The organism is Stenotrophomonas sp. 10N36 (genome assembly GCF_056395005.1).
Map to the genome: position 1 here is coordinate 1 of NZ_JBFTIS010000030.1, position 26,580 is coordinate 26,580.

The 26,580-nt window shown below is 67.1% G+C and carries 24 protein-coding genes; 18 read left to right on the forward strand and 6 right to left on the reverse strand.

The window, feature by feature from the left end:
* Positions 1 to 455: 455 nt before the first annotated feature.
* Both AC1DCJ_RS19360 and acs read right to left on the reverse strand, forming a co-directional pair.
* Positions 456 to 1,121 (reverse strand): response regulator transcription factor, encoded by a 666-nt coding sequence (locus AC1DCJ_RS19360; protein ID WP_038685440.1) that lies wholly within the window; start codon positions 1,119 to 1,121, stop codon positions 456 to 458.
* 162 nt (positions 1,122 to 1,283) lie between these two features.
* Positions 1,284 to 3,227, reverse strand: coding sequence for an acetate--CoA ligase (acs, locus tag AC1DCJ_RS19365; RefSeq protein ID WP_448134759.1), 1,944 nt, complete (start codon positions 3,225 to 3,227; stop codon positions 1,284 to 1,286).
* Between the two features lie 437 nt (positions 3,228 to 3,664).
* Here acs and AC1DCJ_RS19370 point away from each other — a divergent pair, with 437 nt between their 5' ends.
* Together AC1DCJ_RS19370 and AC1DCJ_RS19375 are read left to right on the forward strand one after the other, a co-directional pair.
* A complete protein-coding gene (locus AC1DCJ_RS19370) occupies positions 3,665 to 5,092 on the forward strand; it encodes a DcaP family trimeric outer membrane transporter (protein WP_141058846.1) in 1,428 nt (475 codons plus the stop codon).
* Positions 5,093 to 5,195: 103 nt separating this feature from the next.
* Positions 5,196 to 6,845, forward strand: coding sequence for an MFS transporter (locus AC1DCJ_RS19375; RefSeq protein WP_141058847.1), 1,650 nt, complete (start codon positions 5,196 to 5,198; stop codon positions 6,843 to 6,845).
* Positions 6,846 to 7,418: 573 nt separating this feature from the next.
* Here the strand turns inward: AC1DCJ_RS19375 and AC1DCJ_RS19380 are convergent.
* Both AC1DCJ_RS19380 and AC1DCJ_RS19385 read right to left on the reverse strand, forming a co-directional pair.
* Complete coding sequence (locus AC1DCJ_RS19380; protein WP_478071706.1) at positions 7,419 to 7,847, reverse strand: hypothetical protein; 429 nt, start codon at positions 7,845 to 7,847, stop codon at positions 7,419 to 7,421.
* Positions 7,841 to 8,263 (reverse strand): hypothetical protein, encoded by a 423-nt coding sequence (locus AC1DCJ_RS19385; protein WP_478071707.1) that lies wholly within the window; start codon positions 8,261 to 8,263, stop codon positions 7,841 to 7,843. Before AC1DCJ_RS19385 ends, AC1DCJ_RS19380 begins: the two co-directional genes overlap by 7 nt.
* Positions 8,264 to 8,708: 445 nt before the next feature.
* Here AC1DCJ_RS19385 and AC1DCJ_RS19390 point away from each other — a divergent pair, with 445 nt between their 5' ends.
* On the forward strand, positions 8,709 to 10,118 hold the full coding sequence (locus AC1DCJ_RS19390) for a coniferyl aldehyde dehydrogenase (protein ID WP_478071708.1): 1,410 nt from the start codon (positions 8,709 to 8,711) through the stop codon (positions 10,116 to 10,118).
* 36 nt (positions 10,119 to 10,154) lie between these two features.
* Here AC1DCJ_RS19390 and AC1DCJ_RS19395 read toward each other — a convergent pair whose 3' ends face one another.
* Positions 10,155 to 10,481, reverse strand: coding sequence for a hypothetical protein (locus tag AC1DCJ_RS19395; protein ID WP_313425200.1), 327 nt, complete (start codon positions 10,479 to 10,481; stop codon positions 10,155 to 10,157).
* 151 nt (positions 10,482 to 10,632) lie between these two features.
* Here AC1DCJ_RS19395 and xth point away from each other — a divergent pair, with 151 nt between their 5' ends.
* On the forward strand, positions 10,633 to 11,400 hold the full coding sequence (xth, locus tag AC1DCJ_RS19400) for an exodeoxyribonuclease III (protein ID WP_038685452.1): 768 nt from the start codon (positions 10,633 to 10,635) through the stop codon (positions 11,398 to 11,400).
* Between the two features lie 115 nt (positions 11,401 to 11,515).
* Here the strand turns inward: xth and AC1DCJ_RS19405 are convergent, their stop codons facing one another.
* Positions 11,516 to 11,767: a GlsB/YeaQ/YmgE family stress response membrane protein gene (locus AC1DCJ_RS19405; RefSeq protein ID WP_038685456.1), complete on the reverse strand. Its 252-nt coding sequence runs from the start codon at positions 11,765 to 11,767 to the stop codon at positions 11,516 to 11,518.
* Positions 11,768 to 11,857: 90 nt separating this feature from the next.
* Here AC1DCJ_RS19405 and AC1DCJ_RS19410 point away from each other — a divergent pair, with 90 nt between their 5' ends.
* The 14 genes from AC1DCJ_RS19410 to AC1DCJ_RS19475 all read left to right on the forward strand — a co-directional run bounded on the left by AC1DCJ_RS19410 (position 11,858) and on the right by AC1DCJ_RS19475 (position 26,527).
* Positions 11,858 to 12,457: a 4'-phosphopantetheinyl transferase family protein gene (locus tag AC1DCJ_RS19410; RefSeq protein ID WP_478071709.1), complete on the forward strand. Its 600-nt coding sequence runs from the start codon at positions 11,858 to 11,860 to the stop codon at positions 12,455 to 12,457.
* Positions 12,458 to 12,608: 151 nt separating this feature from the next.
* Positions 12,609 to 13,247, forward strand: a complete 639-nt coding sequence (rsmG, locus tag AC1DCJ_RS19415; protein WP_038685460.1) for a 16S rRNA (guanine(527)-N(7))-methyltransferase RsmG — start codon at positions 12,609 to 12,611, stop codon at positions 13,245 to 13,247.
* 211 nt (positions 13,248 to 13,458) lie between these two features.
* A complete protein-coding gene (locus AC1DCJ_RS19420; RefSeq protein ID WP_038685462.1) occupies positions 13,459 to 14,256 on the forward strand; it encodes a ParA family protein in 798 nt (265 codons plus the stop codon).
* Positions 14,256 to 15,179, forward strand: a complete 924-nt coding sequence (locus AC1DCJ_RS19425; RefSeq protein WP_038685464.1) for a ParB/RepB/Spo0J family partition protein — start codon at positions 14,256 to 14,258, stop codon at positions 15,177 to 15,179. Before AC1DCJ_RS19420 ends, AC1DCJ_RS19425 begins: the two co-directional genes overlap by 1 nt.
* Before the next feature lie 35 nt (positions 15,180 to 15,214).
* On the forward strand, positions 15,215 to 15,523 hold the full coding sequence (locus tag AC1DCJ_RS19430) for a helix-hairpin-helix domain-containing protein (protein ID WP_137190815.1): 309 nt from the start codon (positions 15,215 to 15,217) through the stop codon (positions 15,521 to 15,523).
* A gap of 41 nt (positions 15,524 to 15,564) precedes the next feature.
* On the forward strand, positions 15,565 to 16,290 hold the full coding sequence (locus AC1DCJ_RS19435) for a suppressor of fused domain protein (RefSeq protein WP_141058850.1): 726 nt from the start codon (positions 15,565 to 15,567) through the stop codon (positions 16,288 to 16,290).
* A 50-nt stretch (positions 16,291 to 16,340) separates the two neighbouring features.
* A complete protein-coding gene (locus AC1DCJ_RS19440) occupies positions 16,341 to 17,306 on the forward strand; it encodes an NAD-dependent epimerase/dehydratase family protein (protein WP_313425188.1) in 966 nt (321 codons plus the stop codon).
* A gap of 87 nt (positions 17,307 to 17,393) precedes the next feature.
* Complete coding sequence (locus AC1DCJ_RS19445; RefSeq protein ID WP_478071710.1) at positions 17,394 to 18,116, forward strand: glycosyltransferase family 2 protein; 723 nt, start codon at positions 17,394 to 17,396, stop codon at positions 18,114 to 18,116.
* The gene (locus AC1DCJ_RS19450; protein WP_038685475.1) at positions 18,116 to 18,457 is read left to right on the forward strand and encodes a lipid-A-disaccharide synthase N-terminal domain-containing protein; all 342 of its coding nucleotides are present in this window, start codon (positions 18,116 to 18,118) and stop codon (positions 18,455 to 18,457) included. Before AC1DCJ_RS19445 ends, AC1DCJ_RS19450 begins: the two co-directional genes overlap by 1 nt.
* 294 nt (positions 18,458 to 18,751) lie before the next feature.
* Complete coding sequence (locus AC1DCJ_RS19455; protein WP_478071711.1) at positions 18,752 to 20,536, forward strand: DUF885 domain-containing protein; 1,785 nt, start codon at positions 18,752 to 18,754, stop codon at positions 20,534 to 20,536.
* Between the two features lie 100 nt (positions 20,537 to 20,636).
* A complete protein-coding gene (locus AC1DCJ_RS19460; RefSeq protein ID WP_478071712.1) occupies positions 20,637 to 21,005 on the forward strand; it encodes a DUF2946 family protein in 369 nt (122 codons plus the stop codon).
* 56 nt (positions 21,006 to 21,061) lie between these two features.
* On the forward strand, positions 21,062 to 22,357 hold the full coding sequence (locus AC1DCJ_RS19465) for a TolC family protein (RefSeq protein ID WP_478071713.1): 1,296 nt from the start codon (positions 21,062 to 21,064) through the stop codon (positions 22,355 to 22,357).
* On the forward strand, positions 22,354 to 23,331 hold the full coding sequence (locus AC1DCJ_RS19470) for an efflux RND transporter periplasmic adaptor subunit (protein ID WP_141058855.1): 978 nt from the start codon (positions 22,354 to 22,356) through the stop codon (positions 23,329 to 23,331). The genes AC1DCJ_RS19465 and AC1DCJ_RS19470 overlap by 4 nt, the downstream gene beginning before the upstream one ends.
* On the forward strand, positions 23,321 to 26,527 hold the full coding sequence (locus tag AC1DCJ_RS19475) for an efflux RND transporter permease subunit (RefSeq protein ID WP_478071714.1): 3,207 nt from the start codon (positions 23,321 to 23,323) through the stop codon (positions 26,525 to 26,527). The genes AC1DCJ_RS19470 and AC1DCJ_RS19475 overlap by 11 nt, the downstream gene beginning before the upstream one ends.
* The last annotated feature ends 53 nt before the right edge of the window (positions 26,528 to 26,580 follow it).

The window sequence follows — 26,580 nt, forward strand, 5'->3', positions numbered from 1 at the left end:
CATGCCAATATCGAACGTGGGGGCCGCATCGGCAGTCGGCTGGGGCGCGACCCTACCGGCTGGGGTCAAGCACACCCAGACCGTCGCAGCGTGGATATGCAACCGCCGCACCCTCGACGGGTAGAGCCGACCGTTGGTCGGCTGCCCTTGTCTGCACACCACGCAATTTCCCCACCGTTCGCACATCACCGCGACGCAGCGGCCCGCACAAACGCATCATCAACTGGCCAGAGAACCACCGGTAGGGTCGCGCCCCAGCCGACTGTCGATACACGTGCAGCGTTCGGGAATGGCATGACCCCCAACGAAGCAGACGCCAAAGCCGGCGCCGTTCAAACGTCATGCCGATATCGAACGTGGGGGCCGCATCGGCAGTCGGCCGGGGCGCGACCCTACCGGTCTCACATCACGCACACCGCCCTCGTCGCCACGTGGATACGCAACCGACCGCCCCCTCAATCCTCTTCCGGCGGCAACACGATCTGTTCGTCGTCGATGGCCAGCTTGCCGGCCATCAGCACGGCCTGGGTGCGGTTGGTCACGCCCAGCTTGCGCAGGATCGCGGTGACGTGGGCCTTGATCGTCGCCTCGGACACGTTGAGGTCGTAGGCGATCTGCTTGTTGAGACGGCCGGCGCCCAGCATCTGCAGCACGCGGAACTGCTGCGGGGTGAGTTCGCGCAGGCGCTGGCCGATTTCGCGTTCCTCGCGCCCGGTCGGCGGCACGTTGTGTGCTTCCGGCGGGGCCCAGGTTTCGCCATCGAGGATGGTGCCCAGCGCATGGCCTATCGTGTCCGAATCGGCGGACTTGGGAATGAAGCCGAACGCACCATGGTCCAGCGCGCGCCGCATCACGGTGGGCTCTTCGCGCGCGGACACCACCACCACCGGCAGCTGCGGGTGCAGGGCGCGCATGTGCACCAGCGCGTTGAAGCCCTGCGCACCGGGCATGTTGAGGTCCATCAGGACCAGGTCGGCGTCGGTGTGCTGGTCGGCCAGCTGGTACAGCGCTTCCACGCTGTCGGCTTCAAACAGCTGCACGCCGGGAATGACGCGTTGCACGGCCCCGCGAAGGGCTTCGCGGAACAGCGGGTGGTCGTCGGCAATCAGAAGGGTTGTCATGGTGGGGGCCATGTTGCGAAAGGGGTGACACGACGTAACGGAACGAGTGCATCGAGATGACAGCCCCTGAGTCAGGGGGCGGAGCGCGAGTGACGGTGAGAAGGGGCCCACGGTCCGCTTGCGGACCGTGGGAGCGACAGCGCCAATGCGATGTGGCGACCCTTACTTCACCTTGCGCTCTTCCACCAGCGACGCCACCACCGACGGATCGGCCAGGGTCGAGGTGTCGCCCAGCTGGTCCGGCGCGTTCTCGGCGATCTTGCGCAGGATGCGGCGCATGATCTTGCCCGAGCGCGTCTTCGGCAGGCCCGGCGCCCACTGCAGGTGGTCGGGCGCGGCGATCGGTCCGATCTCCTTGCGCACCCAGGCGATCAGTTCCTTGTGCAGTGCATCGCTCGGCGTTTCTTCGGCGATCAGGGTGACATAGGCATAGATGCCCTGGCCCTTGATGTCGTGCGGGAAACCGACCACGGCCGCTTCGGCCACCTTCGGGTGCGAGACCAGCGCGCTTTCCACCTCGGCAGTACCGATGCGGTGGCCGGACACGTTGATCACATCGTCCACGCGGCCGGTGATCCAGTAGTAGCCGTCTTCATCGCGACGGCAGCCGTCGCCGGTGAAGTAGCTGCCCGGGTAGGTGCGGAAATACGTGTCGATGAAGCGCTGATGATCGCCGTACACGCTGCGCATCTGGCCCGGCCACGAATCGCGGATGATCAGGTTGCCCTCGGTGGGGCCGTCCTGGATCTCGCCTTCGGCATTGACCAGCGCCGGCTGCACGCCGAAGAAGGGCAGGGTGGCCGAACCCGGCTTGAGATCGACGGCGCCCGGCAGCGGGGAAATCAGGATGCCGCCGGTTTCGGTCTGCCACCAGGTGTCCACGATCGGGCAGCGGCTGTCGCCGACCACCTCGTAATACCAGCGCCACGCTTCGGGATTGATCGGCTCGCCGACACTGCCCAGCAGGCGCAGCGACGCACGCGAGGTGCGCTTCACCGGTGCCTCGCCTTCCCGCATCAACGCGCGGATGGCGGTGGGCGCGGTGTAGAAGATGGTCACCTGGTGCTTGTCGATCACCTCCCAGAACCGCGAGGTGTTCGGGAAGTTCGGCACGCCCTCGAACATCAGTGACGTGGCGCCGTTGGCCAGCGGGCCGTACACGATGTAGCTGTGGCCGGTGACCCAGCCCACGTCGGCGGTGCACCAGTAGATGTCGTCCTCGCGCAGGTCGAACACCGCTTCATGGGTGTAGGACGCGTACAGCAGGTAACCGGCGGTGGTGTGCAGCACGCCCTTGGGCTTGCCGGTGGAACCGGAGGTGTACAGGATGAACAACGGGTCTTCGGCGTTCATCCGCTCCGGTTCGCACTGCGCCGGCTGCGCATCGACCACATCGTGGAACCAGCGGTCGCGCGGGGCCTGCATGTCCACCGCGCCGCCGGTGTGGCGGACCACCAGCACGGTCTCCACGGTGGTGGTGCCGGGCAGCTTCAGTGCCGCATCCACGTTGGCCTTGAGCGGAATCTTGCGGCCACCGCGCAGGCCTTCGTCGGCGGTGATGATCAGCTTGCTGGCGCAGTCGATGACGCGGTCGGCGATCGAGTTCGGTGCAAAGCCGCCAAACACCACCGAGTGCACCGCGCCGATGCGCGCACAGGCGAGCATGGCCACGGCAGCGTCGACGATCATCGGCAGGTAGATGGTGACCCGGTCGCCCTTCTGCACGCCCAGGTTGCGCAGCGCATTGCCCAACCGGCACACGCGTTCGTACAGCTCGCGGTAGGTGACGCCCTGCGACGGCGCGTCGGGGCTGTCCGGTTCGAACAACAGCGCAACCTTGTCGCCGCGCTGCTCGAGCTGGCGGTCCAGGCAGTTGACGCTGGCGTTGAGCTCGCCGTCCTCGAACCACTTGATGCGGAAATCATCGAGGTTGTAGCTGACGTTCTTGATCGTGGTCGGCTGCTTGAACCACTGCAGGCGCTGCGCGGCCTTGCCCCAGAAAGCATCCGGATGCTCGATCGACTCACGGTAGAGCGTTTCGTACGTGTTCTTGTCAATGCGCGCCTTGGCGGAAAAATCCGCCTTGACGGGGTAAAGATCGGCCATGGCACCCTCACTTGCAACAGGACTTGGGTTGTGCGGTCGCAACATAAGGTGCGACCTCTCCCCCTCAGTTTGCCGCATCCACCCTGCTTCGCGGTGGCTGGGTGGTTAGACCATGGTCGAACGCGGCAGGAACGTGGGGAACGGGTCAGGTTGGCGCGTGCGGTGTGGGCAGCAAGCGGCTGTCGGCGGGTGTCGGGCGCGTTTTGGCCCGTGGGAAGGGGGCGTTGCGCCATCTGTGAGGAAGAGCGTACCGACCAACGGTCGGTACCTGCCCAGGTGCCTGTGGCACCTGCCGGTCGCCGTTGGCGTCCGGGTCGTGCTCGCCCGGCGGGCGAGTACGACTAATGGCCAATAGCCCTTGCAGGCGGGGCGGCCCCACTGTCGGCTCGACCGTGCCCAGCGCGGCGTTCGCATTGCCACCCGGGAGAGAGGGCAACATGAGCCACCGTTTATTGAAGACGACACGCCGGCCGTTGGCGGCCGCCCTGTTCGTTGCATTGATCGCACCAGGCGTCGCATTCGCCGATACCGCCAAAGAGAAGGCGCTGGAAGCACGCATCGCCGAGCTGGAGCGCCAGGTGCAGATGCTGGTCAATACCAGCCAGCAGCAACAGACCCAGATCAGCCAGGCCCAGACCGACGTCACCGCGGTGAAGACCGTGCAGGCCCAGCAGCCGCTGGCTGCGCAGGTGCCGGCCGGCAAGCAGCCGATCCAGGTCACCACCATCACGCCGGGCGCCGCGCCGGGTACCACGGTCAAGATCGGTGGCTTCATCAAGGCCGACTTCATGGCCACCCAGACCGGTGATGGCCAGCTGGCCGACGACGCCACCGGCCGCGCGCTGTACCTGCCGGGCCAGACCCCGGTGGCCGGTGCCGGCGGCAGCGGCAAGCGCTCGGACGTGGACTACAACGCCCACGCCAAGTTCTCGCGCTTCAACCTGGGCATCGACAACGTCAGCGAAGGCGGCAACAAGGCCGGCGCGTTCTTCGAGATGGATTTCTTCGGCAACTCGCTGGGCAACCAGACCGCCACCAATACCTACGGCGTGACCCTGCGCCACGCGTACATGTACTGGAACAACTGGCTGGCCGGCCAGACCTGGTCCAACTTCATGGACGCCGCCTCGCTGCCCGAAGCAGCCGACTTCGTCGGGCCGACCGACGGCGTGCTGTTCGTGCGCCAGGCGCAGATCCGCTACACCCAGGGCGGCTTCAGCGTCGCGCTGGAAAACCCGGAAACCACTGTGCTGACCGGCACCCGCAACCCGATCACCGGGGCGTGGACGAATGTGGCCAGCAACTCCGACCGCGGTGCGCTGCCCGACCTGACCCTGCGTTACGGCTGGAAGGGCGATTGGGGCACCTTCGGCGTGGGCGGCGTGGTGCGCCAGCTGCAGATCGACAACCAGACCACCGGCGCCAAGGCCGACAAGATCGGCGGCGGCCTGACCCTGGGCGGCAAGTGGGTGATGGGCGGCAGCGATACGCTGCATTACCAGGTCAGTGGCGGCGAAGGCATTGCCCGCTACGTGGGCCTGGGCGTCACCGCCGATACCGCCTATGACATCGCCCGCGACGAGCTCAATCCGACCGGTGTGCTGGCCGGCTACGTGGGCTGGCGCCATGCGTTCACCCCGAAGCTGCGCACCAACCTGATCTACGCCCGCAGCGACTACGACAACGACGGCAGCCTGGGCCCGCTGGTCACCAAGAGCGTGCAGAGCATCCGCGGCAACATCTTCTACACGCCGATGCCCAAGGTCGATATCGGTGCCGAGTACATGTACGGCGTGCGCGAGATCGAGGACGGGCGCAAGGGCGACATCAACCGCCTGCAGTTCACCACGAAGTACAGCTTCTAAAAAATGTGTGCCGACCAACGGTCGGCACCTACACAACTAGAAACCACCCGACCAACACTGCGATTGCCGACCTACGGTCGGCACTACCGAGGGGATGCTTCCCATGTCAACAACACCCGCACCTGCCACGCTTACCCAGGGACACAAGAAGGTCATCTTCGCGTCCAGCCTGGGGACGGTCTTCGAGTGGTACGACTTCTTCCTGTACGGCTCGCTCGCGGCGATCATCGCCAAGCAGTTCTTCAGTGGCGTCAACGAAACCACGGGCATGATCTTCGCCCTGCTGGCCTTCGCCGCCGGCTTCTTCGTGCGTCCGTTCGGCGCGGCCTTCTTCGGCAGCCTGGGCGACCGTATCGGTCGCAAGTACACCTTCCTGGTCACGATCCTGATCATGGGCATCTCGACCTTCCTGGTCGGCGTGCTGCCCAACTACGCGTCGATCGGCTTTGCCGCGCCGGTGATCCTGATCATCCTGCGCCTGGCCCAGGGCCTGGCGATGGGCGGCGAGTACGGTGGCGCGGCCACCTACGTGGCCGAGCATGCGCCGGCTGACAAGCGTGGCCTGTACACCAGCTTCATCCAGTGCACCGCGACGCTGGGCCTGTTCATGTCGCTGCTGATCATCCTGGCCTGCCGCTACTTCCTGGGCAACGAAGCCTTTGAAGCCTGGGGCTGGCGCATTCCGTTCCTGGTGTCCATCGTGCTGCTGGGCGTGTCGGTGTGGATCCGCCTGCAGCTGAGCGAGTCGCCGCTGTTCCAGCAGATGAAGGCCGAAGGCAAGGGCTCCAAGACCCCGTTCCGTGACAGCCTCAAGGGCGGCAACCTCAAGCTGATGCTGCTGGTGCTGCTGGGTGCCGCGGCCGGCCAGGCCGTGGTGTGGTACGGCGGCCAGTTCTACGCGCTGTTCTTCCTGAGCAGCATGCTCAAGGTCGACGCCACCACCTCCTATCTGCTGATCGCCGCCGCGCTTGCGCTGGGCGTGCCGTTCTTCATCTTCTTCGGCTGGCTGTCCGATCGTATCGGCCGCAAGAAGATCATCCTGGCCGGCTGCCTGCTGGCCGCCATCACCTACATCCCGATCTTCAAGGGCCTGACCCACTTCGCCAATCCGGCCATCGAAGAAGCCCGCACCAATTCGCCGGCGCTGGTGGTGGCTGATCCGAACACCTGCTCGTTCCAGTTCGATCCGGTTGGCATGCGCAAGTTCACCAGCTCCTGCGACGTGGCCACCGCCGCGCTGACCAAGGCAGGCGTGCCGTATGAAGTGAAGCCGACCGGTGCCGGTTCGCTGGCGATCATCAATGTCGGCAGTGCCAGCGTCACCTCCTACGAGGCCGCCGGCCTGACCAAGGAAGAGGGCAAAGCCAAGGCCGATGCGTTCGGTGCCGAACTGAAGACCGCCCTGACCACCGCCGGCTACCCGGCCAAGGCCGACAACGCACGCGTCAACATTCCCGGCACGATCTTCATGCTGTGGCTGCTGGTGCTGTACGTGACCATGGTCTACGGCCCGATCGCCGCCTACCTGGTCGAGCTGTTCCCGACCCGCATCCGCTACACCTCGATGTCGCTGCCGTATCACATCGGCAACGGCTGGTTCGGTGGCTTCCTGCCGGCGATTTCCTTCGCGCTGGTGGCCGGTACCGGCAACCTCTACTACGGCCTGTGGTACCCGATCATCATCGCGTTGATGACGGTCGTGGTGGGCGGCCTGTTCCTGCGCGAAACGCGCGGGGTGGACATCACCAAGTAACGGTGCGCCACACGGTATGACCAAGGGGCCGCGATGCGAATCGCGGCCCTTTTCGTCCCCGGTAGTGCCGGCCGCTGGCCGGCAACCACGCACACCCTTCCGAAGGCGACGTACTGCCGGCCGCTGGCCGGCTCTCCATGCGCTTTCGGACACACGTGCGAGGTTGCCGGCCAGCGGCCGGCACTACCGGTGACACGCGCTCACGCAGCGTGCCGCTATAGTCGGCCCATGAGCGACGCCCACACCGATCCCACCGCACTACCGGCGATCCTGCAGAATAGTTGGGGAAAAGCCCTTCCACAGCGGGCGCATTGCATATCTGGTCAAGCGAGCAACCGTTCGCGTCGATGGAATTGGCGGGGTGACATGACGTGTGCGCCAGCCGCTGCTCCAGTGCGCTGAGCACCTTGGTGATAGTGGCGCCGGGCGGGGGATTACCTGAAAGCTCGCCTACAGTTGTGGCCAAGGTATCGCCCACTCAGGCGATGTCTTCAAGCGCAACGTCCAGCACAGTGGGAGTTTCATGGCGCTCGGGTGTTGGTGGTGCAGGAGACAGCGCCATCATCACTACTGTCATCGCCAACACTCCAGGTCATCGATGGAATCAGGGTTCAAGCGGATGACGCACTCCCTGATCGACTTGCGCCCCCTTCGGGAAGGGATGAACTCGATTTCCATATGCAGATGGTCATTAGCAAACTCAATCGACTTGAAATCCACCAACGTGAAGTCGCGATCAAACCTGGCTGCTCCGAGAGAGCAGATGGTCTTCTCCCGAAGGAACACGCCTGGATGACCGGGCTTCAGGTACTGGATCGTCAGGCAAGGATCGTCTGAGGTCAGCACATATCTGACCAGAAGATGCTCCCGGACCCTTTCCATGTCTGCTTTCTTGACCTTCGAATAGTTGATGGGTCGTTGCGCAGCTTGGGCGGGGCTGCTCAGCACGGAAAAACCGGCGCAGAGTACAAATCCCAGCGACATCAGCAGAAACTTCAGCACAACAGATCTCCGATCGCCCTGTTTCGGATTGAGATCGAGCACTCCAGTATCTCTTCGCCAACAGGGCTAAGAGGCGTGAAGCCAATTTCAATTCGTAAATGATCGGACTTGAATTCAACTTCCTTGATGCTGACATCCGTGAAGTCGCTGTAAAATTTCAATTTTCCAACCGAACAGATCGTCTTCTGGTGTGTAAGGGCATCCAGCCTTTCCGTCTTGAACAATTGAATTGTGAAGCATGGGTAATCGGATGCCATCACATAGCGAACCCAATGGCCCTGCATCCTAGCGACGTCAGCCTTGTAGACCTGCGCGTAATCGATGGGTGATGAGGCACTCTGGGCGGCTTCTACCATCAGAAAGCAGCCCATAAGGAGTAAAGGAAACTCTCGCATCATCAACTTGACCAAAGACATGGCGGATGCACATCCTGATGGTAGTGGCGGTGCCAGACAATGAAGTAAGTACGAAATTACACATAGTCTTGTCGCAAGGTCAGAGGGTGACGCATTTGTCTTGCATTCCCGGGTCTGGATTCGATGGCACCGGAGGTAACGGCTGCCTTTAGCATCAGAACCACCAATTGCCACTGGCGTCAGAATGAATGCAATGGTGGACGTCCTTATTTTCCAATGCTCTTGCCTCCAGCATTGGCAAAGCCTCGGTCAATCTCTGGGAGGTTACGTGGTTTCGCGAGCGGGAAGAGAGTAAGTGGCATGACCGACTGTCACTGGCGCATATGACTCATTTTTGGCTCAGGTTCTCATGTGCCATGTACGGTGGTGTAGTGCATAGATGCCCTAAGCTAACCTGTGAAGGTTGGCATGGGAGCCGAGCATGGTTCGACCCTACAATCGGCACATGACCACCACCACCCCGGCCGAACTCCCCGCTGTTCTGCAGGCCCTGCGCAGCGCCTGGCTGGCCAGGCGCCCGTCGCTGGCGCAGCGCCGCGATGACCTGCTGCGCCTGCGCATGGCCTTCAAGGCGCGCCTGCCGCAGATGGCCGAGGCCATCTCGGCCGACTTCGGCCACCGCTCCCCCCACGAATCCATGATCGCCGACGGCATGACCGTGCTCGGCGACATCGACCACCTTCTCAAGCACCTGCGCCGCTGGGCACGACCGCGCCGGGTCGGCGTGGGCTGGCGGTTCTGGCCGGCGCGCGCGCAGACCCGTGCGGTACCGCTGGGCGTGGTCGCGGTGATCTCGCCGTGGAACTACCCGGTCAACCTGGCCCTGATTCCGCTGGCCACCGCGATTGCCGCGGGCAACCACGTCATTCTCAAGCCCTCCGAACATACGCCGCGCACCAGCGCGTTCCTGCAGGCACTGCTGGCCGAGGTGTTCCCGGCCGACCGCGTGGCGGTGGTGCAGGGCGACGGTGCGCTGGCCAGTGCGCTGGCCGGCTCGCCGCTGGACCACCTGGTGTTCACCGGCTCCACAGCCATCGGCCGCAAGGTGATGGCCGCCGCCGCCGAACACCTCACCCCGCTGACCCTGGAACTGGGCGGCAAATCGCCGGCCATCGTGTGCAGCGATTACCCGCTGGAGAAGGCGGCCGCGCGCCTGGCCACCGGCAAGTGGTTCAACGCCGGCCAGACCTGCATCGCCCCGGACTACGTGCTCATCGATGGCGCCCGCCAGCGCGAACTGGTGCAGCAGCTGCAGACCCAGGTGCGTGCGCGCTACGGTGATTTCAGCGACGCCACCGACTACACCCGCATCATCCACGACGGCCAGTACCAGCGTCTGCGCGGCTACCTGGACCAGGCGAGTGAGCGCGGCGTGCCGGTGATCGAGCTGGCCACGGTGGATCCCGAACGTGCCGCGCGCGAACGCCTGATCGTGCCGACCATCGTGCTCGACCCGCCGGCCGACCTGGACCTGATGCAGGAGGAGATCTTCGGCCCGATCCTGCCGGTCTGCGCGTATCCCAGCCTGGACGCCGCCCTGGCCGAGGTGCAGGGGCGCGATCGGCCGCTGGCACTGTACGTCTTCAGCCAGCAGCGCGACACGGTTGAACGCGTGCTCGGGCAGGTGGTGGCCGGCGGTATCACCGTCAACGACACCCTGCTGCACTTCGCCATCAATGACCTGCCGTTCGGCGGCGTCGGCCCGAGCGGCATGGGCGCCTACCACGGCCGCGCCGGCTTCGATGGGCTCAGCAAGCAGCTGCCGATCCTGTGGCAGTCGCGCTGGGCCGCCAGTGACCTGCTCAAACCGCCGTATTCGAAGATCGCCGGGATGCTCAAGGCGCTGGTGCGCTGACCCGCAGCCGGTAGCACGGCCCCGTTGCGGAGGGGGTCAGCGCGAGGAGCGGCCTTCGTGGAACCACGCGTAGGCGGCCGCCTCCAGATCGCCTTCTTCGGCGATCACCGAACCGTCTTCGTCCAACACGGTGTAGTGACGCTGGTCGCCGCCCAACGCGGCGCTGCCATCCAGCCCGAGCAGCAGCGTGTACATGGCGTCGGTGGCGAACACATCGAGCATGTCCCGCAACTGCTGTGCCTGCGTGGGTGACAGCGCCATCGCGGCGATCCGTGCTGCCGATTCCGTGCCCGGGGCCCAGGCGGCGGCCAGCAGCTGTTCTTTCTCGGCGTACCACTTGGCTACGAAGGCGTCTGCGTCCATGGGGGTTTCGGTGCGGTCGGGGGCCACAGCGTAGCCTGCGCAACGGTGATGCATGTCCGCGATGCCGGGGTTGCACGGGGTTGCCGGCCAGCGGCCGGCATTGCCGCGCCCACCGACCAACGGTCGGTGGCTACCCGGTAGAATGGCGCGCATGAAAATCGCCTCCTGGAACGTCAATTCGCTCAACGTGCGCCTGCCGCACCTGGAACAATGGCTCACGGCGTTCGCGCCGGACGTGGTCGGTATCCAGGAAACCAAGATGGAGGACCACAAGTTCCCCGATGCGGTGCTGGCCGGGCTGGGTTACCGCAGCGTGTTTGCCGGGCAGAAGACCTACAACGGCGTCGCGCTGCTGTCGCGCGAACCGGCGCAGGACGTGCAGATCGGCATTCCCGGGTTCGAGGATGAGCAGAAGCGCGCCATCGCCGGTACCGTCAACGGCGTGCGCATCATCAACCTGTACGTGGTCAACGGCCAGGACGTGGGCACCGACAAGTACGCCTACAAGCTGCGCTGGCTGGAAGCGGTGCACGCCTGGGTCGAGGCCGAGCTGGCCCGCTACCCCGAGCTGGTGGTGATGGGCGACTTCAACATCGCCCCGGACGCGCGGGATGTGAACGACCCGCTGGTCTGGAACGAGAACCACATCCTGACCTCCACCGCCGAGCGCGGCGCCCTCAACAAGCTGCTGAAGCTGGGCCTGCACGATGCTTTCCGCCTGCACAGCGAGGAAGAAGGCGTGTTCAGCTGGTGGGACTACCGCGCGGCCGGTTTCCGCCGCAATCTGGGCCTGCGCATCGACCTGACCCTGGTTTCGGATGCGCTCAAGGCGCGCGCGCTCGCCTCGGGCATCGACCGCGAGCCGCGCACCTGGGACCGCCCCAGCGACCACGCCCCGGCGTGGGTGCAGCTGGGGTAATGCCGGGCGCCGGCTGGCCCGCAAGGTGAGGCACCCCATACAACAAGGCCAGGCAGTGCCGGGCCTTGTTGCACAATCGGCGTTCGAACCGCCGTGTACCGACCAACAGTCGGGCTTACCGGACGCTTCTACGCGTAAACAGATTCACGATCGCCAGCAGGATCACCGCGCCGATCAACGAGAACAGGAACGTACGGATCGTGATCGCTTCGTTGATGCCACCGCCGAACAGCCAACCGGCCAGCAAGGCGCCGATGATGCCGACCACGATGTTGAGGATGATGCCTTGTTGCGCGTCGCGCTTCATGATGATGCTGGCAAGCCAGCCCACGATGCCGCCGACGATCAGCCAGATGATGATGCCCATAGCGGTGACTCCCGGTTTGCGTGAACGACACGGCCAGTTGACGGTAGGCCCCGTGAAATCACCGTGCAGCCGTCCTCACCGGGTGTCGGCATGACCCTGCCGACCACTCCCGGGGGGCCGTGGCAGTTCGGACCGGTCACGGTCTGGTGCCTGCCGCACGTCAACGGCACCCGGGGTGAGCCGCAGGCCCGGGTACTGCTGGCCGACCAGCTGGGTGGCACGCCGGACACCCTGCCGCTGCAGCGCGACGCCCGCGGCCGCCCCGAACTGCACGGCCCGCTGGCGCACATCGGCACCGGCTGGAGCCACAGCCATGGCCTGCTGCTGGTGGCGATGGGCGAAGGCGTCCGGCTGGGCGTGGATCTGGAGCCGCTGCGCCCGCGCCCGCGCATGGTGGAAATCATCGCGCGTTTCTTCCATCCGGCCGAGGTTGCCTGGCTGCTGGGGCTGGACGAAGCCACCCGCAATCCGTGGTTCTTCCGGGTCTGGTGTGCCAAGGAAGCCATCCTCAAGGCGCAGGGGCAGGGCATTTCCTTTGGTCTGCACCGCCTGCAGCTGGCCCCGGACGCTGAAGGCCGCCTGCACCTGGCCTGGTGCGACCCGGAGCTGGGCGACGCGGGGCGCTGGCACCTGCACGAATGGCAGGCGGCGGCGGATTTCCGCGCGGCGCTGGCGTGGCATGTGATGTGAGAGGGGCCGCCCGGGCGACGGTCGGGTTTATGGGGAGAGCAGCCGACCAACGGTCGGCTCTACCGGGGGTGGCCAGCCGGCCGTCGATCCGGGTTACGGGTGCTGCGCAGCCGACCAACGGTCGGCTCTACCGGGGTGCGATAATGGCGGCATGAAAGAACACACTCTCCCTGCCGGCGTGGCCGATGCGCTTGAGCGCGGCCTGGCCGCCATGCAGCTGGACGCCGCGCTGGCGCCGCCGCTGCTGACCTACCTGACCCTGCTCGACCGCTGGAACCGCACCTACAACCTCACCGCCATCCGCGACCCGCTGGAGATGGTCACCCGCCACCTGCTCGACTCGCTGGCCATGCAGCCCTACCTGGAGGCCGGCACCCTGGCCGACCTGGGCACCGGCCCTGGCCTGCCCGGCATCCCGCTGGCCATCGCCCGCCCGCAGCTGCAGGTGACCCTGGTCGAAAGCAACGGCAAGAAGGCGCGCTTCATGCGCGAAGCCGTGCGCCAGCTCGGCCTGACCAATGCCCGCGTGGCCGAATCGCGGGCCGAAGCGCTTGCCGAACCCGGCGCCTACGACCACCTGACCGCCCGCGCCATGGATACCCTGGCCGGCATCATCGCCGTCGGCGGTCATCTGCTCCGCCCGGGCGGCCGCCTGCTGGCCATGAAAGGCGTGCACCCGCATGACGAAATTGCCCAGCTGCCGGCCGGCTGGACGGTCGAACAGGTGCTGCCGCTGCACGTGCCCGGCCTGACCGGTGAGCGCCATCTGGTGGTGGTGGCCGGTCCCTGACCGGTCTCCGGCGCGCGCCGGCCTGCGGCTGCGCGCGCGCCCTCATATCGGCGGCAACGCCCGCCACAGCTGCCGCTGCGCTGTCCACCGGGCGCATGCCAGGCGCCCCATCGAGGTCGCGGGCGCCTGTCGGCGCGCATCTCACAGTGCATGACACGCCCCATATACGCATAATGACCAGTCCCACTCCCTGCCGATGAGGCTCACACGCATGGCCCGCATCATCGCCATCGCCAACCAGAAAGGTGGCGTCGGCAAGACCACGACCGCCGTCAATCTGGCCGCCTCCCTGGCTGCTGCACCCAAGCGCGTGCTCCTGGTCGACCTGGATTCCCAAGGCAATGCGACCATGGGCAGCGGCGTGGACAAGCGTGAAGTCGCCGCGTCCACCTGCGACCTGCTGCTGGGCGAAGCCACCGCTGCCGAAGTCCGGGTCACCACCCCGGAAGGGTTCGACCTGCTCCCGGGCAATATCGACCTGACCGCCGCCGAGATCCAGCTGATGGACCAGGGCGAGCGCGAGCAGCGCCTCAAGCGCGCCCTGGCCCCGGTCCGTGACGAGTACGACTTCATCCTGATCGACTGCCCGCCGGCGCTGTCGCTGCTGACCCTGAACGCCCTGGCCGCCGCCGATTCGGTGATCGTGCCGATGCAGTGCGAGTACTACGCGCTGGAAGGGCTGAGCGCGCTGGTGGAAACCATCGAAGCGCTGCGCGCCAACCTCAATCCCAGCCTGGAGATCGAGGGCGTGCTGCGCACCATGTTCGACGTGCGCAACAACCTGGCCAACGCGGTGTCGGCCGAGCTCACCGAACACTTCGGCGACCGCGTGTTCCGCACCATCGTGCCGCGCAACGTGCGCCTGGCCGAAGCACCCAGCCACGGGCAGAGCATCGTCGGATACGACCGCGCCTCGCGGGGCGGCGTTGCCTACCTCGGCCTGGCCGGCGAGATCATCCGCCGCCACCAACAACGCAACACGGCCGATAAAGCCCTGGAGACCGCCTGATGAGCACCAAGCCCGCCCTCGGCAAGAAACGCGGCCTCGGCCGCGGCCTCGATGCGCTGCTGGGCCCCAAGGGTGCGGTGACCCAGGTACAGGCGGCCGCGGTGATCGAGCCCATGCCGGGTGAAGTGCTGCGCAAGCTGCCGGTAGGCCAGCTGCAGCCGGGCAAGTACCAGCCGCGCCGCGACATGGACGAAACCAAGCTCGCCGAGCTGGCCGAATCCATCAAGGCGCAGGGCGTGATCCAGCCGATCCTGGTCCGCCAGCTCGGACCGGACAGTTTCGAAATCGTCGCCGGCGAACGTCGCTGGCGCGCCTCGCAGCTGGCCGGCCTGGACGAAGTGCCGGTGGTGGTGCGCGAGCTGGAAGACCGCACCGTCATCGCGATGGCGCTGATCGAGAACATCCAGCGCGAAGACCTCAACCCGCTGGAAGAAGCCGAAGCGCTGCAGCGCCTGATCAGCGAGTTCGCGCTCACCCATGCCGAGGCGGCCCAGGCCGTGGGCCGTTCGCGCGCGGCGGTGTCCAACCTGCTGCGCCTGCTTGAGCTGCCGATCGCGATCCGCCTGCTGCTGGAAACCCGTCGGCTGGAAATGGGCCATGCGCGTGCGCTGCTCACCCTGGCCCCGGAACTGGCCAGCAAGCTGGCCCAGGAAGCGGCCGACCAGGGCTGGTCGGTGCGCGAAGTGGAACACCGTGCGCAGCAGTTCGCGGCCGGCAAGGTGCCCGGTTCGCTGCGCAAGAAGCCGGCGGCCAGCGCGCCGCAGGCCGACATCGCCTCGCTGGAAACCGAGCTGTCCGAATCGCTGGGCGCCCGCGTGGCGATCAACCACGGGCGTGGCGGCAAGGGCAAGCTGATCATCCATTACACCGACCTGGACACGCTGGATGGCGTGCTCGAACGACTGCGCGCACAGAAGGGCTGAGTCCCCCGCCGGCGCAAGAGGATCCTCCCCCCGCAATGAACCCTGCCAAGGTCGACCGCAACCATCTGTTGCGTCTGACCGACCTGCCGAATGTCGGGCCGGCCTGTGAGAAAGATCTGCGTCTGATCGGTATCCGTGTGCCCGCGCACCTGCGCGGCCGCGATGCCTACGACATGTATGCGCAGCTCTGCATGCGCACCGGGGTGATGCATGACCCGTGCGTGATCGATGTGTTCCTGTCGATCGTGCGCTTCCTGCAGGGCGAGGCACCCCGCCCGTGGTGGGATTTCAGCAAGGAACGCAAGGCCACGCTGGCCAAGGATGCGCCGCTCACGTTGTGGTGACGCAGTCCCGGCAGCCGGTGGCGGCCCACAAGGAGGGATGGATGAGCGATACCTACGACGATGTCAGCCCGGGCGGCAGTCCCCTGTTGACCCACACCCGGCCCCGCGACTTCGCACCGGCGGCGGGTGAGGTGTGCATCGAGCAGATCAGCGCCCATATCGAACGGCACCTTGGCCCGGTCTCGAGCGTGTTCCACGAGATCGTGTCCGACGCGGTGCACATCGACGTGCACGTGGTGCCGGCCACCGAGGCGTTCCCGCATCTGCGGCTGGTCACATCGGGCATGAGTGACCTGCCGATGACCCTGTCCGACGACGTCGACGCGCCGCGGTACATGGAGCTGATGGTGACCCTGCCGGCTGACTGGCCGCTGCAGCAGGCCGACCTTGAGGACGAGCGCCACTACTGGCCGATCCGCCTGCTCAAGATGATGGCGCGGCTGCCGCACAAGTTCGACACCTGGCTGGGCTTCGGCCACACCATTCCCAACTTCGATCCGCCCGCGCCCTATGCGCCGGGCGTCGGCTTCGACGGCGTGATCGTGCTGCCCCCGGTCAACGCCCCGGAGGACTTTGGCCACCTGGTGATCGACGATGAAAAGACCATCGTGTTCATGTCCCTGGTGCCGCTGTACCCCGAAGAAATGGCGCTGAAGCTCAAGAAGGGCAGTGACGCGCTGCTCGACCGTTTCGATGCCAAGGGCGTCAGCGACATCATCGAGCCGGGCCGGGTCAACGTTGCCAGGAAGCGCTTCGGCCTGTTCTGAGTGACATACCGCACCGCTATGCTGTTCCCCGTATTTCCAGGACTACTGCGATGACCATCCTCGTCACCGGCGCTGCCGGCTTCATTGGGGCCAACACGGTCCGCGCGCTGCTCGATGCCGGTGAAACGGTGGTCGGGCTGGACAACTACAACGACTACTACGATCCGCAGATCAAGCGCGACCGCGTGGCCGCGCTGTGTCCGGATGCCGATATCCGCGTGCTCGACCTGACCGACCGCGACGGCCTGGCCGCGCTGTTCGACGAGGTGCAGCCGACCCGGGTGATCCACCTGGCCGCGCAGGCCGGGGTGCGTTACTCGATCGAGAACCCGCACGCCTACGTGGACAGCAACCTGGTCGGCTTCGTCAACATGCTTGAGCTGTGCCGCCACCGTGGCGTGGCGCACCTGGTGTATGCGTCCAGCAGTTCGGTGTACGGCGATTCGGCCACCCCGCCGTTCTCCGAAGACCAGCGCATCGACAAGCCGCGTTCGCTGTACGCGGCCACCAAGGCCGCCAACGAGCTGATGGCCTACACCTATGCGCAGCTGTACAGCCTGCGCGCGACCGGCCTGCGCTTCTTCACCGTGTACGGGCCCTGGGGCCGGCCGGACATGGCACCGCTGCTGTTCTCGCGCGCGGTGCTGGCCGGGCGCCCGATCGACGTGTTCAACGACGGAAAAATGCAGCGCGACTTCACACATGTTTCCGACATCGTGGCCGGTATCCTCGGCGCGCTGGCGCATCCGTCCAGCGAGGATGTCCCGCACCGTGTCTTCAACCTGGGCAACCACACGCCGATCGAACTCGAGCACTTCATCGGGGTCATCGAAGCGGCGGCCGGACGCCCGGCGCACAAGGTGTACAAGCCGATGCAGCCCGGCGACATGGTCCGCACCATGGCCGATACCACGCGCGCCCGTGACGCGTTCGGCTATGAACCGGCCACGCCGATCGAGCAGGGACTGCCTCCGGTGGTGGCCTGGTGCCGCGATTATTTCGGTAATCACGCCTGACACACATCTGCGGATTCATCTTCGGATAACCTCGGGTGCGGAAAATGCGCGCTCGTTTTCGATCCTGGCCCTCCGCAGAGCCCGACCATGAGCCAACCCCAGCTGTCGGTTGTTGTTCCCGTCTTCAATGAACGCGACAACGTGACCCCCCTGATCGAGGAGATCACCGCCGCGCTGCGTGGGCAGGTGGTGTTCGAGATCGTCTACGTCGACGACCACTCGCGCGATGACACCCTGGCGGTGCTGCAGGGGCTCAAGGCCACCCACCCCGAGCTGCGGGTGCTGCACCATGTCAGCCAGAGCGGGCAGAGCACGGCGGTGCGCACCGGCGTCAAGCAGGCGCGCGCGCCCTGGATCGCCACGCTGGACGGCGACGGTCAGAACGACCCGGCTGATATTCCCAAGCTGCTGGCCGCGCGCGCCGCGGCTGCGCCGCAGGTGAAGCTGTTCGCCGGCTGGCGGGTGCACCGCCAGGACTCGGGCAGCAAGCGCTGGGCCAGCAAGTGGGCCAATGCCATCCGCGCGCGCATGCTGCGCGATGACACCCCCGATACCGGGTGCGGCATCAAGCTGTTCGAGCGCGAGGCGTTCCTGGACCTGCCGTACTTCGACCACATGCACCGTTATCTGCCGGCGCTGATGCAGCGCGCCGGCTGGAAAACCCTCAGCGTGCCGGTCAACCACCGTCACCGCACCGCCGGGGTGTCCAAGTACACCAACCTGGGCCGCGCGCTGGTCGGCATCCGCGACCTGCGCGGGGTGGCCTGGCTGATCACGCGCAGCAAGCGCACCGCCGTGGAAGAACGCTGATGGAGCTGCACTGGCTCGACCAACCGTTGACCTGGCTGTACTGGACCGGCCTGCACGTGACCGGCTGGAAGCTGATCGGCTACACCGGCGCGCTGATGTTCGGCGGCCGCTGGCTGGTCCAGTTCGTGGCCTCCCGGCGTGCCGGCAAGCCGGTTATCCCGCGGCTGTTCTGGTACATGAGCGTGGTCGGCAGCCTGATGACGCTGAGCTACTTCCTGTTTTCGGCCAAGCAGGACTCGGTGGGCGTGCTGCAGAACCTGTTCCCGGCGTTCACCGCGCTGTACAGCCTGAAGCTGGATATCGCCCACCGTGGGTGGAAGCGGGACAAGGCGCCGCATTGAGGGTGGGCCCACCGACCAACGGTCGGTGGCTACCGGTTTGTGTCCGGTGGGTGCCGGTCTCTTCCCCGGTGGGTGCCTCTCTCGCGGTAGGTGCCGACCGTTGGTCGGCACGGCGTCTTCGGACGGGGGCAACGTTGGATGGGAGATCGGGACCGTAACGCGGCCGGCGTCGGGGACATGGGCCGCGCGCGCCCCCTGGTTCTGCCCGCGAAGCGGACAGGACCTTTGATCCATGCGCGGCCCCTTCGCCGGGTGCCATGATCGGGGTTTGCCGTCCACCGGGAACCGCTGATCGTGAAATCGCCCCTCGTCACCGCGCTGCTGCTCGCCCTGGCTCTTCCTGCCGGCGCCGTTCTGGCCGCCCCGCCCGCTGCACCGGCGGCCGCACCGGCCAGCCTGGCGGCGGAAAGCCCCGCCGATGCGCAGTTCCGCAGCATTTACGAAACCGAATGGAAGTGGCGCCAGGACGGCGGTGGTGAAGCCAGCGAAGACGGCGACGGCCCGGCCAACGCCACCCGCATGCCCGACGTGGGCGCGGCCGCCCAGCAGGCCCGGCTGAAGGTCTGGGACGAGGTGCTGGCCAAGCTCGGCACGATCGACCCGAAGGCGCTCTCGGCCGACAACCAGATCAACTTCGCCATCTACCGCGACCAGGTCTTCAACCTGGCCGCCGAGGTGCGCCTGCGCGGCTATGAAATGCCGTTCAACGCCGACTCCTCGTTCTGGTCCAACCTGTCCTTCATGGCGCGCCGCGAGATGAAGACCGCCAAGGACTACCGCAACTACATCGCCCGCCTCAACGACGTGCCGCGCTACTTCGACCAGCAGACCGACAACATGCGGGCCGGGCTCAAGCGCGGCTTCAGCGTGCCGCGCGCGGTGCTGGACGGGCGCGAAGTGTCCATCGCCACCGTGTCCGAACTGAAGGACCCGACCGCCTCGCCGCTGTACGCGCCCTTCAAGAAGCTGCCCGCCAGCATCCCCGCGGCCGAGCAGGCGCAGCTGCAGGAACAGGCGCGGCAGGCCATCGGTGGCAGCGTGGTGCCGGCGTTCGCCAAGCTGCGCACCTTCTTCGTCAGCGAGTACGTGCCGCAGGCGCGCACCACCCTGGCCGCCGAAGCGATGCCCGACGGCAAGGCGTACTACAAGCAGCAGATCCACGAATACACCACGCTGGACCTCACCCCGCAGCAGATCCACGAGATCGGCCTGAAGGAAGTGGCGCGCATCCAGACGGAAATGAACGGCATCATCAAGCAGGTGGAATTCAAGGGCAGCTTCGCGCAGTTCCTGACCTTCCTGCGCACCGACCCGCAGTTCTACGCCAAGACCCCCGACGAACTGCTGCACCGCGCCGCGTGGATCTCCAAGCGCGTGGACGGGGTGATCGGCAAGTACATGACCCTGCCGCGCGCACGCTTCACCATCGTGCCGGTGCCGCCGGACATCGCCCCGTTCTGGACCGCCGGTCGCGGTGGCATGGGCACCTACTGGCTCAACACCTACAACCTGCCGGCCCGCCCGCTGTACAACCTGCCGGCCCTGACCCTGCACGAATCCGACCCCGGCCATGCGCTGCAGGGTGCACTGGCGGCCGAGCAGGGCGAGCAGCCCGAGTTCCGCCGCAACGCCTACATCTCCGCCTATGGCGAAGGCTGGGGCCTGTACTGCGAAAAGCTCGGCGTGGAGATGGGCATCTACGAGACCCCCTACGAGGATTTCGGCCGCCTGACCTACGAAATGTGGCGCGCCGCGCGCCTGGTGATCGATACCGGCGTGCACCACAAGGGCTGGACCCGCGAGCAGGCCATCGCCTACCTGCGCGACCACACCGCGCTGAGCGAGCATGAAGTGACCACCGAAGTGGACCGCTACATCTCCTGGCCGGGCCAGGCGCTGAGCTACAAGCTGGGCGAGATCGCCATCGTGCGCCTGCGCGCACAGGCCGAGCAGGAGCTGGGTGACCGGTTCGACGTGAAGTCCTTCCACGATGCCGTGCTCAAGCAGGGCTCGGTGCCGCTGCCGGTGCTGGAGCAGCAGATCCAGGCCTATATCGCCCAGCGCAAGGCCGCCAGCTGACCCTTACGGGATCGGCCGTCACGCGGCCGATCCCGTCAACGTGAACCATCGCGCCGTGCTGCGATTGTGTAACGGGCAAGCCGCCCGCTACCCTGCCGGCATGTTCCGCCACGCCCGCCCCCGTCCGTCCCTGCTGCTGCGCCTGCTGATGCTGGTGGCGGTGGGCCTGGGCGTGTTCGGCACGGCCACGGCGTCGGCACTGGCCGACATCCATATCAGCCTGCACAGCGACGCGGCCCCGGCCGACACCGCGCTGCCGGACGATGCCGAACCCGATCCGGCCGACGGCGACCTGTTGCACGCACTGGTGCATTGCGGCCACTGCCACGGCCACGGCGGCGTGCTGCCGATGGCGTCACTGCCGTGGATCCTGCCCACCGCGCCGGCGCACAGTGTGCCGGCCGGATTGGTCGCGCAGTTGCGCACGCAACCGCCCGAGAGCCTGCTGCGCCCCCCGATAGCGTCCTGATGCCACGCGGCCGCGTGCCGCCGTTGTCCATCTGAACCGTTATCTGGAGATTCCCCATGTGGATGCGCCTGGCAGCCTTGGCTGTCCTCGCGTTCGTGCCGTGCGTGTATGCGCAGGGCACGAAAACGCCTGACCCGTTGACCCTCGACGACGCCATCGCGCGCGTCGCCCAGTACCACCCCGACCTTCGCCTGGCCGAGGCGCAACGCCCGATCTGGGAAGCGCGCCGGGACGCGACCGGCCTGCGCCCGCCACTGACCGTGGGCGTGGACCTTGAGAACGTGCTGGGCAGCGGCGATGCCAGCGGCCTGCGCAGCGCCGAGCTGACCGTCACCCTGGCCGGCATGCTCGAACGCGGCGGCAAGCTGGACGCCCGCCGTGCCGTGGCCCAGGCCAACCTGGACAGCCTGGCTCCCCAGCGCGAAACCGCCCGGCTGGACCTGATGGCCGAGGTGGCACGCCGCTATCTCGCTGTCACCGACGCCCGCCAGCGGCTGGCCATCGCCCGCACCGACATCGAGCAGCGCAAGCGCGCGGTGGCGGCCGCGCGCCTGCGGCTGCAGGCCGGTGCGTCGCCCGAGTCGGTGCTGCTGACCGCCCAGGCAATGCTGGCCCAGGCCGAGCTGGACCGCGACCGCGCCACCCAGGCCGACCAGTCCGCGCGTGCCGCGTTGTCGGCGATGTGGCGGCAGCGCGAACCCGGTTTCGACGTCGTCACCGGCGACCCGATGCAGCTGCCGGCGCTGCAGGACTTCGCCGTGCTGGCCGACACACTGCAGCGCACCCCCGAACTGGCCATGCTGGCCGGCGAGCGCCGCATCCGCGAGGCGCAGGTGCAGCTGGCCCGCACTGCCGCGCGGCCGGATGTCAGCTGGCAGGTGGGCGTACGCAACAACCGTGAGAGCCGTGACAGCGCCTTCGTGGCCGGCTTCAGCGTGCCGCTGGGCAGCGTGGCCCGCGCCGCGCCGGAGATCCGCGCCGCCGAAGCCGAACTGGCGCTCAACGCGGTGGAACGGGATGCGCGCGCGCTGCAGCTGTACGCCACCCTGGCCGAAGCACATGGCCGCTACCTGACCTCGCGGCTGGAGGTCACGCGCATGGCGCGCGACGTGCTGCCGCAGCTCACGCGTGCCGAGAACGCCGCCGAGAAGGCCTGGCGCGCCGGTGCCATCAGCTACATGGAATGGGCGCAGCTGCAGGCCATGCGCATCGAGGCCCGCCAGCGCCAGCTGGACGCGGCCATCGCCGCGCAGACCGCACTGATCGAAATCCAGCGTCTCACCGGGCAGAGCATGCTCGCCGCCGGCGACACCCCCGCCACTGCCGCCGTGTCCACGGAGGACCGCCGATGACCACTTTCTTCCCCCGCACCGCGCTCACCGCCGGCCTGCTGCTCACCCTGCTGGCGCTGGCCGGCTGCGCGAAGGAGGCCGGCACCCCGGCCGCGGCCGATCCGGGCCACGGCGAGGCCGGCCACAGCGACGAGGCGGCGCACGACGAAAGCGCGCCGGAAACCACCACGATCACCGCTGCGATGGCCGAACAGGCCGGCATCCGCGTCGCCCCGGTCGCAGCCGGCACCATCGCCGACGAGCACGACGTGCAGGGCCTGCTGACCCCCGTTGATGGCCGCGTGGCGCAGGTGATGGCGCGCTTCCCCGGGCCGATCCGCTCGCTGCGCGCCAACGTCGGCGACCGCGTCGCGGCTGGCCAGGTGCTGGCCAGCATTGAAAGCAATCTCAGCCTGACCACCTACACCGTCAGCGCGCCGATCAGTGGCGTGGTGCTGGCGCGCCAGGCCCAGGTGGGTGGCGTGGCGGGCGAGGGCACGCCCTTGTTTGAGATCGGCGACCTGTCCACGTTGTGGGTGGACCTGCACATCTTCGGCAACGACACCCAGCACATCACCGCCGGCGTGCCGGTCACGGTGGCGCGCATGACCGACGGGGTCAGCCAGACCACCACGCTCGAACGCGTCCTGCCCGGTACCGCTACCGCCAGCCAGAGCACGGTGGCCCGCGCCACGCTGCGCAATGACGATGGCCTGTGGCGGCCTGGTGCGGCGGTGAAGGCACGCATCGTGGTGGCCACCCAACCGGCCGCGCAGGTGGTGCCGCTGAGTGCACTGCAGAGCATGGACGGCAAGGACGTGGTGTTCGTGCGCACCGGCGACACCTACACCGCGCGCCCGGTGCGCCTGGGCGCGCGCGATGCGGGCAAGGTGGAAGTGCTGGACGGGGTAACGCCCGGCGAACAGGTCGTGGTCGAGCAGAGCTACGTGGTGAAGGCCGACATCGGCAAGGCGGGGGCGTCGCATGAGCATTGAACGCGCCGGTGTGCTGGAACGCATCATCGGTGCGTCCATCGCCCACCGCTGGCTGATGATGAGCCTGACCCTGGTGCTGGTGGCGGTTGGCATCTGGAGCTTCACCAAGCTGCCCATCGACGCCACCCCGGACATCACCAACGTCCAGGTGCAGATCAACACCGCGGCCCCCGGCTACTCGCCGCTGGAGACCGAACAACGCATCACCTACCCGGTGGAAACGGTGATGGCCGGCCTGCCACGCATGGAGCAGGCGCGCTCGCTGTCGCGCTACGGGTTGTCGCAGGTCACCGTGGTGTTTGAAGACGGCACCGACATCTACTTCGCCCGCCAGCAGGTGGCCGAACGCCTGCAGCAGGTGAAGTCGCAGATCCCCGAGGGCCTGGACCCGCAGCTGGGCCCGATCTCCACCGGCCTCGGTGAGATCTTCATGTACACCATCGACGCCGATCCGAAGGCGCGCAAACCCGATGGCAGCGCCTACACCGCCACCGACCTGCGCACCCTGCAGGACTGGGTGATCCGCCCGCAGCTGCGCAACGTGCCGGGGGTGACCGAGGTCAACACCATCGGCGGCTTCCAGCGTCAGGTGCACATCACCCCGGACCCGGCACGGCTGCGCGCGCTGGGCTTCACCCTGGAAGACGTGGCGCAGGCGGTGGAAGCCAACAACCAGAACGTGGGTGCCGGCTACATCGAGCGCAACGGCCAGCAGTTCCTGGTGCGCATTCCCGGCCAGGTGGCCAACCTGGAGGAGATCGGCAACATCGTGCTGGCCCGGCGCGAAGGCGTGCCGATCCACGTGCACGACGTGGCGCAGGTGCAGGACGGCCCGGAGCTGCGCAGTGGCGCGGCCACCCAGAACGGCCACGAAGTGGTGATGGGCACGGTGGTGATGCTGATCGGCGCCAACAGCCGCGACGTCGCCCAGGCCGCGGCCGCACGGCTGCAGCAGGCGCAGGCCAGCCTGCCCGAAGGCGTCACCGTGACCGCCAGCTACGACCGCACCGCGCTGGTGGACCGCACCATCGACACCGTGGCCAAGAACCTGATTGAAGGTGCGCTGCTGGTGATCGTGGTGCTGTTCGCGCTGCTCGGCAATTTCCGCGCGGCGCTGATCACCGCCGCGGTGATTCCGCTGGCGATGCTGTTCACGCTGACCGGCATGGCCCGTGGCGGCGTCTCGGCCAACCTGATGAGCCTGGGCGCGCTCGACTTCGGCCTGATCGTCGACGGTGCGGTAATCATCATCGAGAACTGCCTGCGCCGTTTCGGCGAACGCCAGCACGCACTCGGCCGCGACATGACCGCCGCCGAACGCTTCGCCGAAACCGCCAGCGCCACCGCCGAGGTGATCCGCCCCAGCCTGTTCGGGTTGGGCATCATCACCGCGGTGTACCTGCCGATCTTCGCGCTGTCTGGCGTGGAAGGAAAAATGTTCCATCCGATGGCGATCACCGTGGTGCTGGCGCTGACCGGTGCGATGCTGCTGGCGCTGACCTTCGTGCCGGCGGCCATCGCGTTGTTCCTCGGCGGCCGCGTGCAGGAAAAGGAAAACCGGCTGATGGCGTGGGTGCGCCGGCGCTATGAGCCGCTGCTGGCCTTCTCGCTGCGGCGCGGGCGCTGGATGGTGGCCGGCGCGCTGGTGCTGGTGGTGGGCTGCGGCCTGCTGGCCACGCGCCTGGGCAGCGAATTCGTGCCCAACCTGGACGAAGGCGACGTGGCCATGCATGCCATGCGCATCCCCGGCACCAGCCTGACCCAGTCGATCCAGATGCAGCTGCAGATCGAAAAACGGCTGGTGCAGTTCGCCGAGGTCGACAAGGTGTTCTCCAAGATCGGTACGCCGGAAGTGGCGTCCGACCCGATGCCGCCGTCGGTGGCCGACACCTTCATCATGATGAAACCGCGCAAGGACTGGCCGGACCCGCGCAAGTCACGGGCGGCGTTGCTGGGGGAACTGGAAGCGGCGGTGGAACAGTTGCCGGGCAACAACTACGAGTTCACCCAGCCGATCCAGATGCGCACCAACGAGCTGATTTCCGGCGTGCGGGCGGACGTGGCGGTGATGCTGTTCGGGGATGACCTGGACACGCTGCTGAGCGTGGGCAAGCGCATCGCCAGCGTGGCCGGCACCGTGCCGGGCGCAGCCGACGTGCGCGTGGAGGAAACCAGCGGGCTGCCGTTGTTGACCATCACCCCCAACCGCAACGCGCTGGCCGGTTACGGGCTCAATCCCGGCCAGGTGCAGTCCACCGTGGCTACCGCGGTGGGCGGGCAGGTGGCCGGGCAGCTGTTCGAAGGCGACCGCCGCTTCGACATCGTGGTGCGCCTGCCCGAAGCGCTGCGCCAGGACCCGGCCGCACTGGCCGACCTGCCGGTGTCGCTGGCCCCGGCACTGGCCGGCGATGATGCCGACGAGTCCAGCCGCGCCGGCAGCTGGACCAGCGGCAGCGCCCGCACCGTGCCGCTGCGCGAGCTGGCCACGCTGGGCAACAGCGAGGGGCCGAACCAGATCAACCGCGAAAACGGCAAGCGCCGCATCGTGGTCACCGCCAACGTGCGTGACCGCGACCTCGGCAGTTTCGTGGCCGACCTGCAGCAGGCCATCGGGCGCGACGTGCAGGTACCCAACGGGTACTGGATCGAGTATGGCGGCAGCTTCGAACAGCTGATTTCGGCCAGCCAGCGCCTGTCCATCGTGGTGCCGGTGACGTTGGCGATCATCTTCGCGCTGCTGTTCTGGGCGTTCGGGTCGGTCAAGGACGCGGCGATCGTGTTCAGCGGCGTACCGCTGGCGCTCACCGGCGGCGTGCTGGCGCTGGCCGCGCGCGGCATTCCGCTGTCGATCTCGGCCGGTGTCGGCTTCATTGCGTTGTCCGGCGTTGCCGTGCTCAACGGGCTGGTGATGATCAGCTTCGTGCGCAGCCTGCGCGACGGCGGTTCGCCGCTGGCCGATGCCGTGCGCGACGGCGCATTGGGCCGGCTGCGCCCGGTGCTGATGACCGCACTGGTGGCCTCGTTGGGCTTCGTGCCGATGGCCTTCAACGTGGGCGCCGGTTCGGAAGTGCAACGCCCGCTGGCCACGGTGGTGATCGGCGGCATCGTGTCGTCCACGCTGCTGACGTTGCTGGTGCTGCCGGTGTTGTACCGGTGGTTGCACCGCAAAAACGATGCGACACCGGTCACCCGGTAGCACCCGACCGTTGGTCGGGTGATGCATCCTGCGGCAGGCATGCAACGTCATGC

What these genes read in the sequence shown, in the direction of transcription:
- AC1DCJ_RS19360 (WP_038685440.1), bottom strand. Translation starts at nt 1,121, where the DNA reads ATGACAACCCTTCTGATTGCCGACGACCACCCGCTGTTCCGCGAAGCC.
- acs (WP_448134759.1), bottom strand. Translation starts at nt 3,227, where the DNA reads ATGGCCGATCTTTACCCCGTCAAGGCGGATTTTTCCGCCAAGGCGCGC.
- AC1DCJ_RS19370 (WP_141058846.1), top strand. Translation starts at nt 3,665, where the DNA reads ATGAGCCACCGTTTATTGAAGACGACACGCCGGCCGTTGGCGGCCGCC.
- AC1DCJ_RS19375 (WP_141058847.1), top strand. Translation starts at nt 5,196, where the DNA reads ATGTCAACAACACCCGCACCTGCCACGCTTACCCAGGGACACAAGAAG.
- AC1DCJ_RS19385 (WP_478071707.1), bottom strand. Translation starts at nt 8,263, where the DNA reads ATGTCTTTGGTCAAGTTGATGATGCGAGAGTTTCCTTTACTCCTTATG.
- AC1DCJ_RS19390 (WP_478071708.1), top strand. Translation starts at nt 8,709, where the DNA reads ATGACCACCACCACCCCGGCCGAACTCCCCGCTGTTCTGCAGGCCCTG.
- AC1DCJ_RS19395 (WP_313425200.1), bottom strand. Translation starts at nt 10,481, where the DNA reads ATGGACGCAGACGCCTTCGTAGCCAAGTGGTACGCCGAGAAAGAACAG.
- xth (WP_038685452.1), top strand. Translation starts at nt 10,633, where the DNA reads ATGAAAATCGCCTCCTGGAACGTCAATTCGCTCAACGTGCGCCTGCCG.
- AC1DCJ_RS19405 (WP_038685456.1), bottom strand. Translation starts at nt 11,767, where the DNA reads ATGGGCATCATCATCTGGCTGATCGTCGGCGGCATCGTGGGCTGGCTT.
- AC1DCJ_RS19410 (WP_478071709.1), top strand. Translation starts at nt 11,858, where the DNA reads ATGACCCTGCCGACCACTCCCGGGGGGCCGTGGCAGTTCGGACCGGTC.
- rsmG (WP_038685460.1), top strand. Translation starts at nt 12,609, where the DNA reads ATGAAAGAACACACTCTCCCTGCCGGCGTGGCCGATGCGCTTGAGCGC.
- AC1DCJ_RS19420 (WP_038685462.1), top strand. Translation starts at nt 13,459, where the DNA reads ATGGCCCGCATCATCGCCATCGCCAACCAGAAAGGTGGCGTCGGCAAG.
- AC1DCJ_RS19425 (WP_038685464.1), top strand. Translation starts at nt 14,256, where the DNA reads ATGAGCACCAAGCCCGCCCTCGGCAAGAAACGCGGCCTCGGCCGCGGC.
- AC1DCJ_RS19430 (WP_137190815.1), top strand. Translation starts at nt 15,215, where the DNA reads ATGAACCCTGCCAAGGTCGACCGCAACCATCTGTTGCGTCTGACCGAC.
- AC1DCJ_RS19435 (WP_141058850.1), top strand. Translation starts at nt 15,565, where the DNA reads ATGAGCGATACCTACGACGATGTCAGCCCGGGCGGCAGTCCCCTGTTG.
- AC1DCJ_RS19440 (WP_313425188.1), top strand. Translation starts at nt 16,341, where the DNA reads ATGACCATCCTCGTCACCGGCGCTGCCGGCTTCATTGGGGCCAACACG.
- AC1DCJ_RS19445 (WP_478071710.1), top strand. Translation starts at nt 17,394, where the DNA reads ATGAGCCAACCCCAGCTGTCGGTTGTTGTTCCCGTCTTCAATGAACGC.
- AC1DCJ_RS19450 (WP_038685475.1), top strand. Translation starts at nt 18,116, where the DNA reads ATGGAGCTGCACTGGCTCGACCAACCGTTGACCTGGCTGTACTGGACC.
- AC1DCJ_RS19460 (WP_478071712.1), top strand. Translation starts at nt 20,637, where the DNA reads ATGTTCCGCCACGCCCGCCCCCGTCCGTCCCTGCTGCTGCGCCTGCTG.
- AC1DCJ_RS19465 (WP_478071713.1), top strand. Translation starts at nt 21,062, where the DNA reads ATGTGGATGCGCCTGGCAGCCTTGGCTGTCCTCGCGTTCGTGCCGTGC.
- AC1DCJ_RS19470 (WP_141058855.1), top strand. Translation starts at nt 22,354, where the DNA reads ATGACCACTTTCTTCCCCCGCACCGCGCTCACCGCCGGCCTGCTGCTC.
- AC1DCJ_RS19475 (WP_478071714.1), top strand. Translation starts at nt 23,321, where the DNA reads ATGAGCATTGAACGCGCCGGTGTGCTGGAACGCATCATCGGTGCGTCC.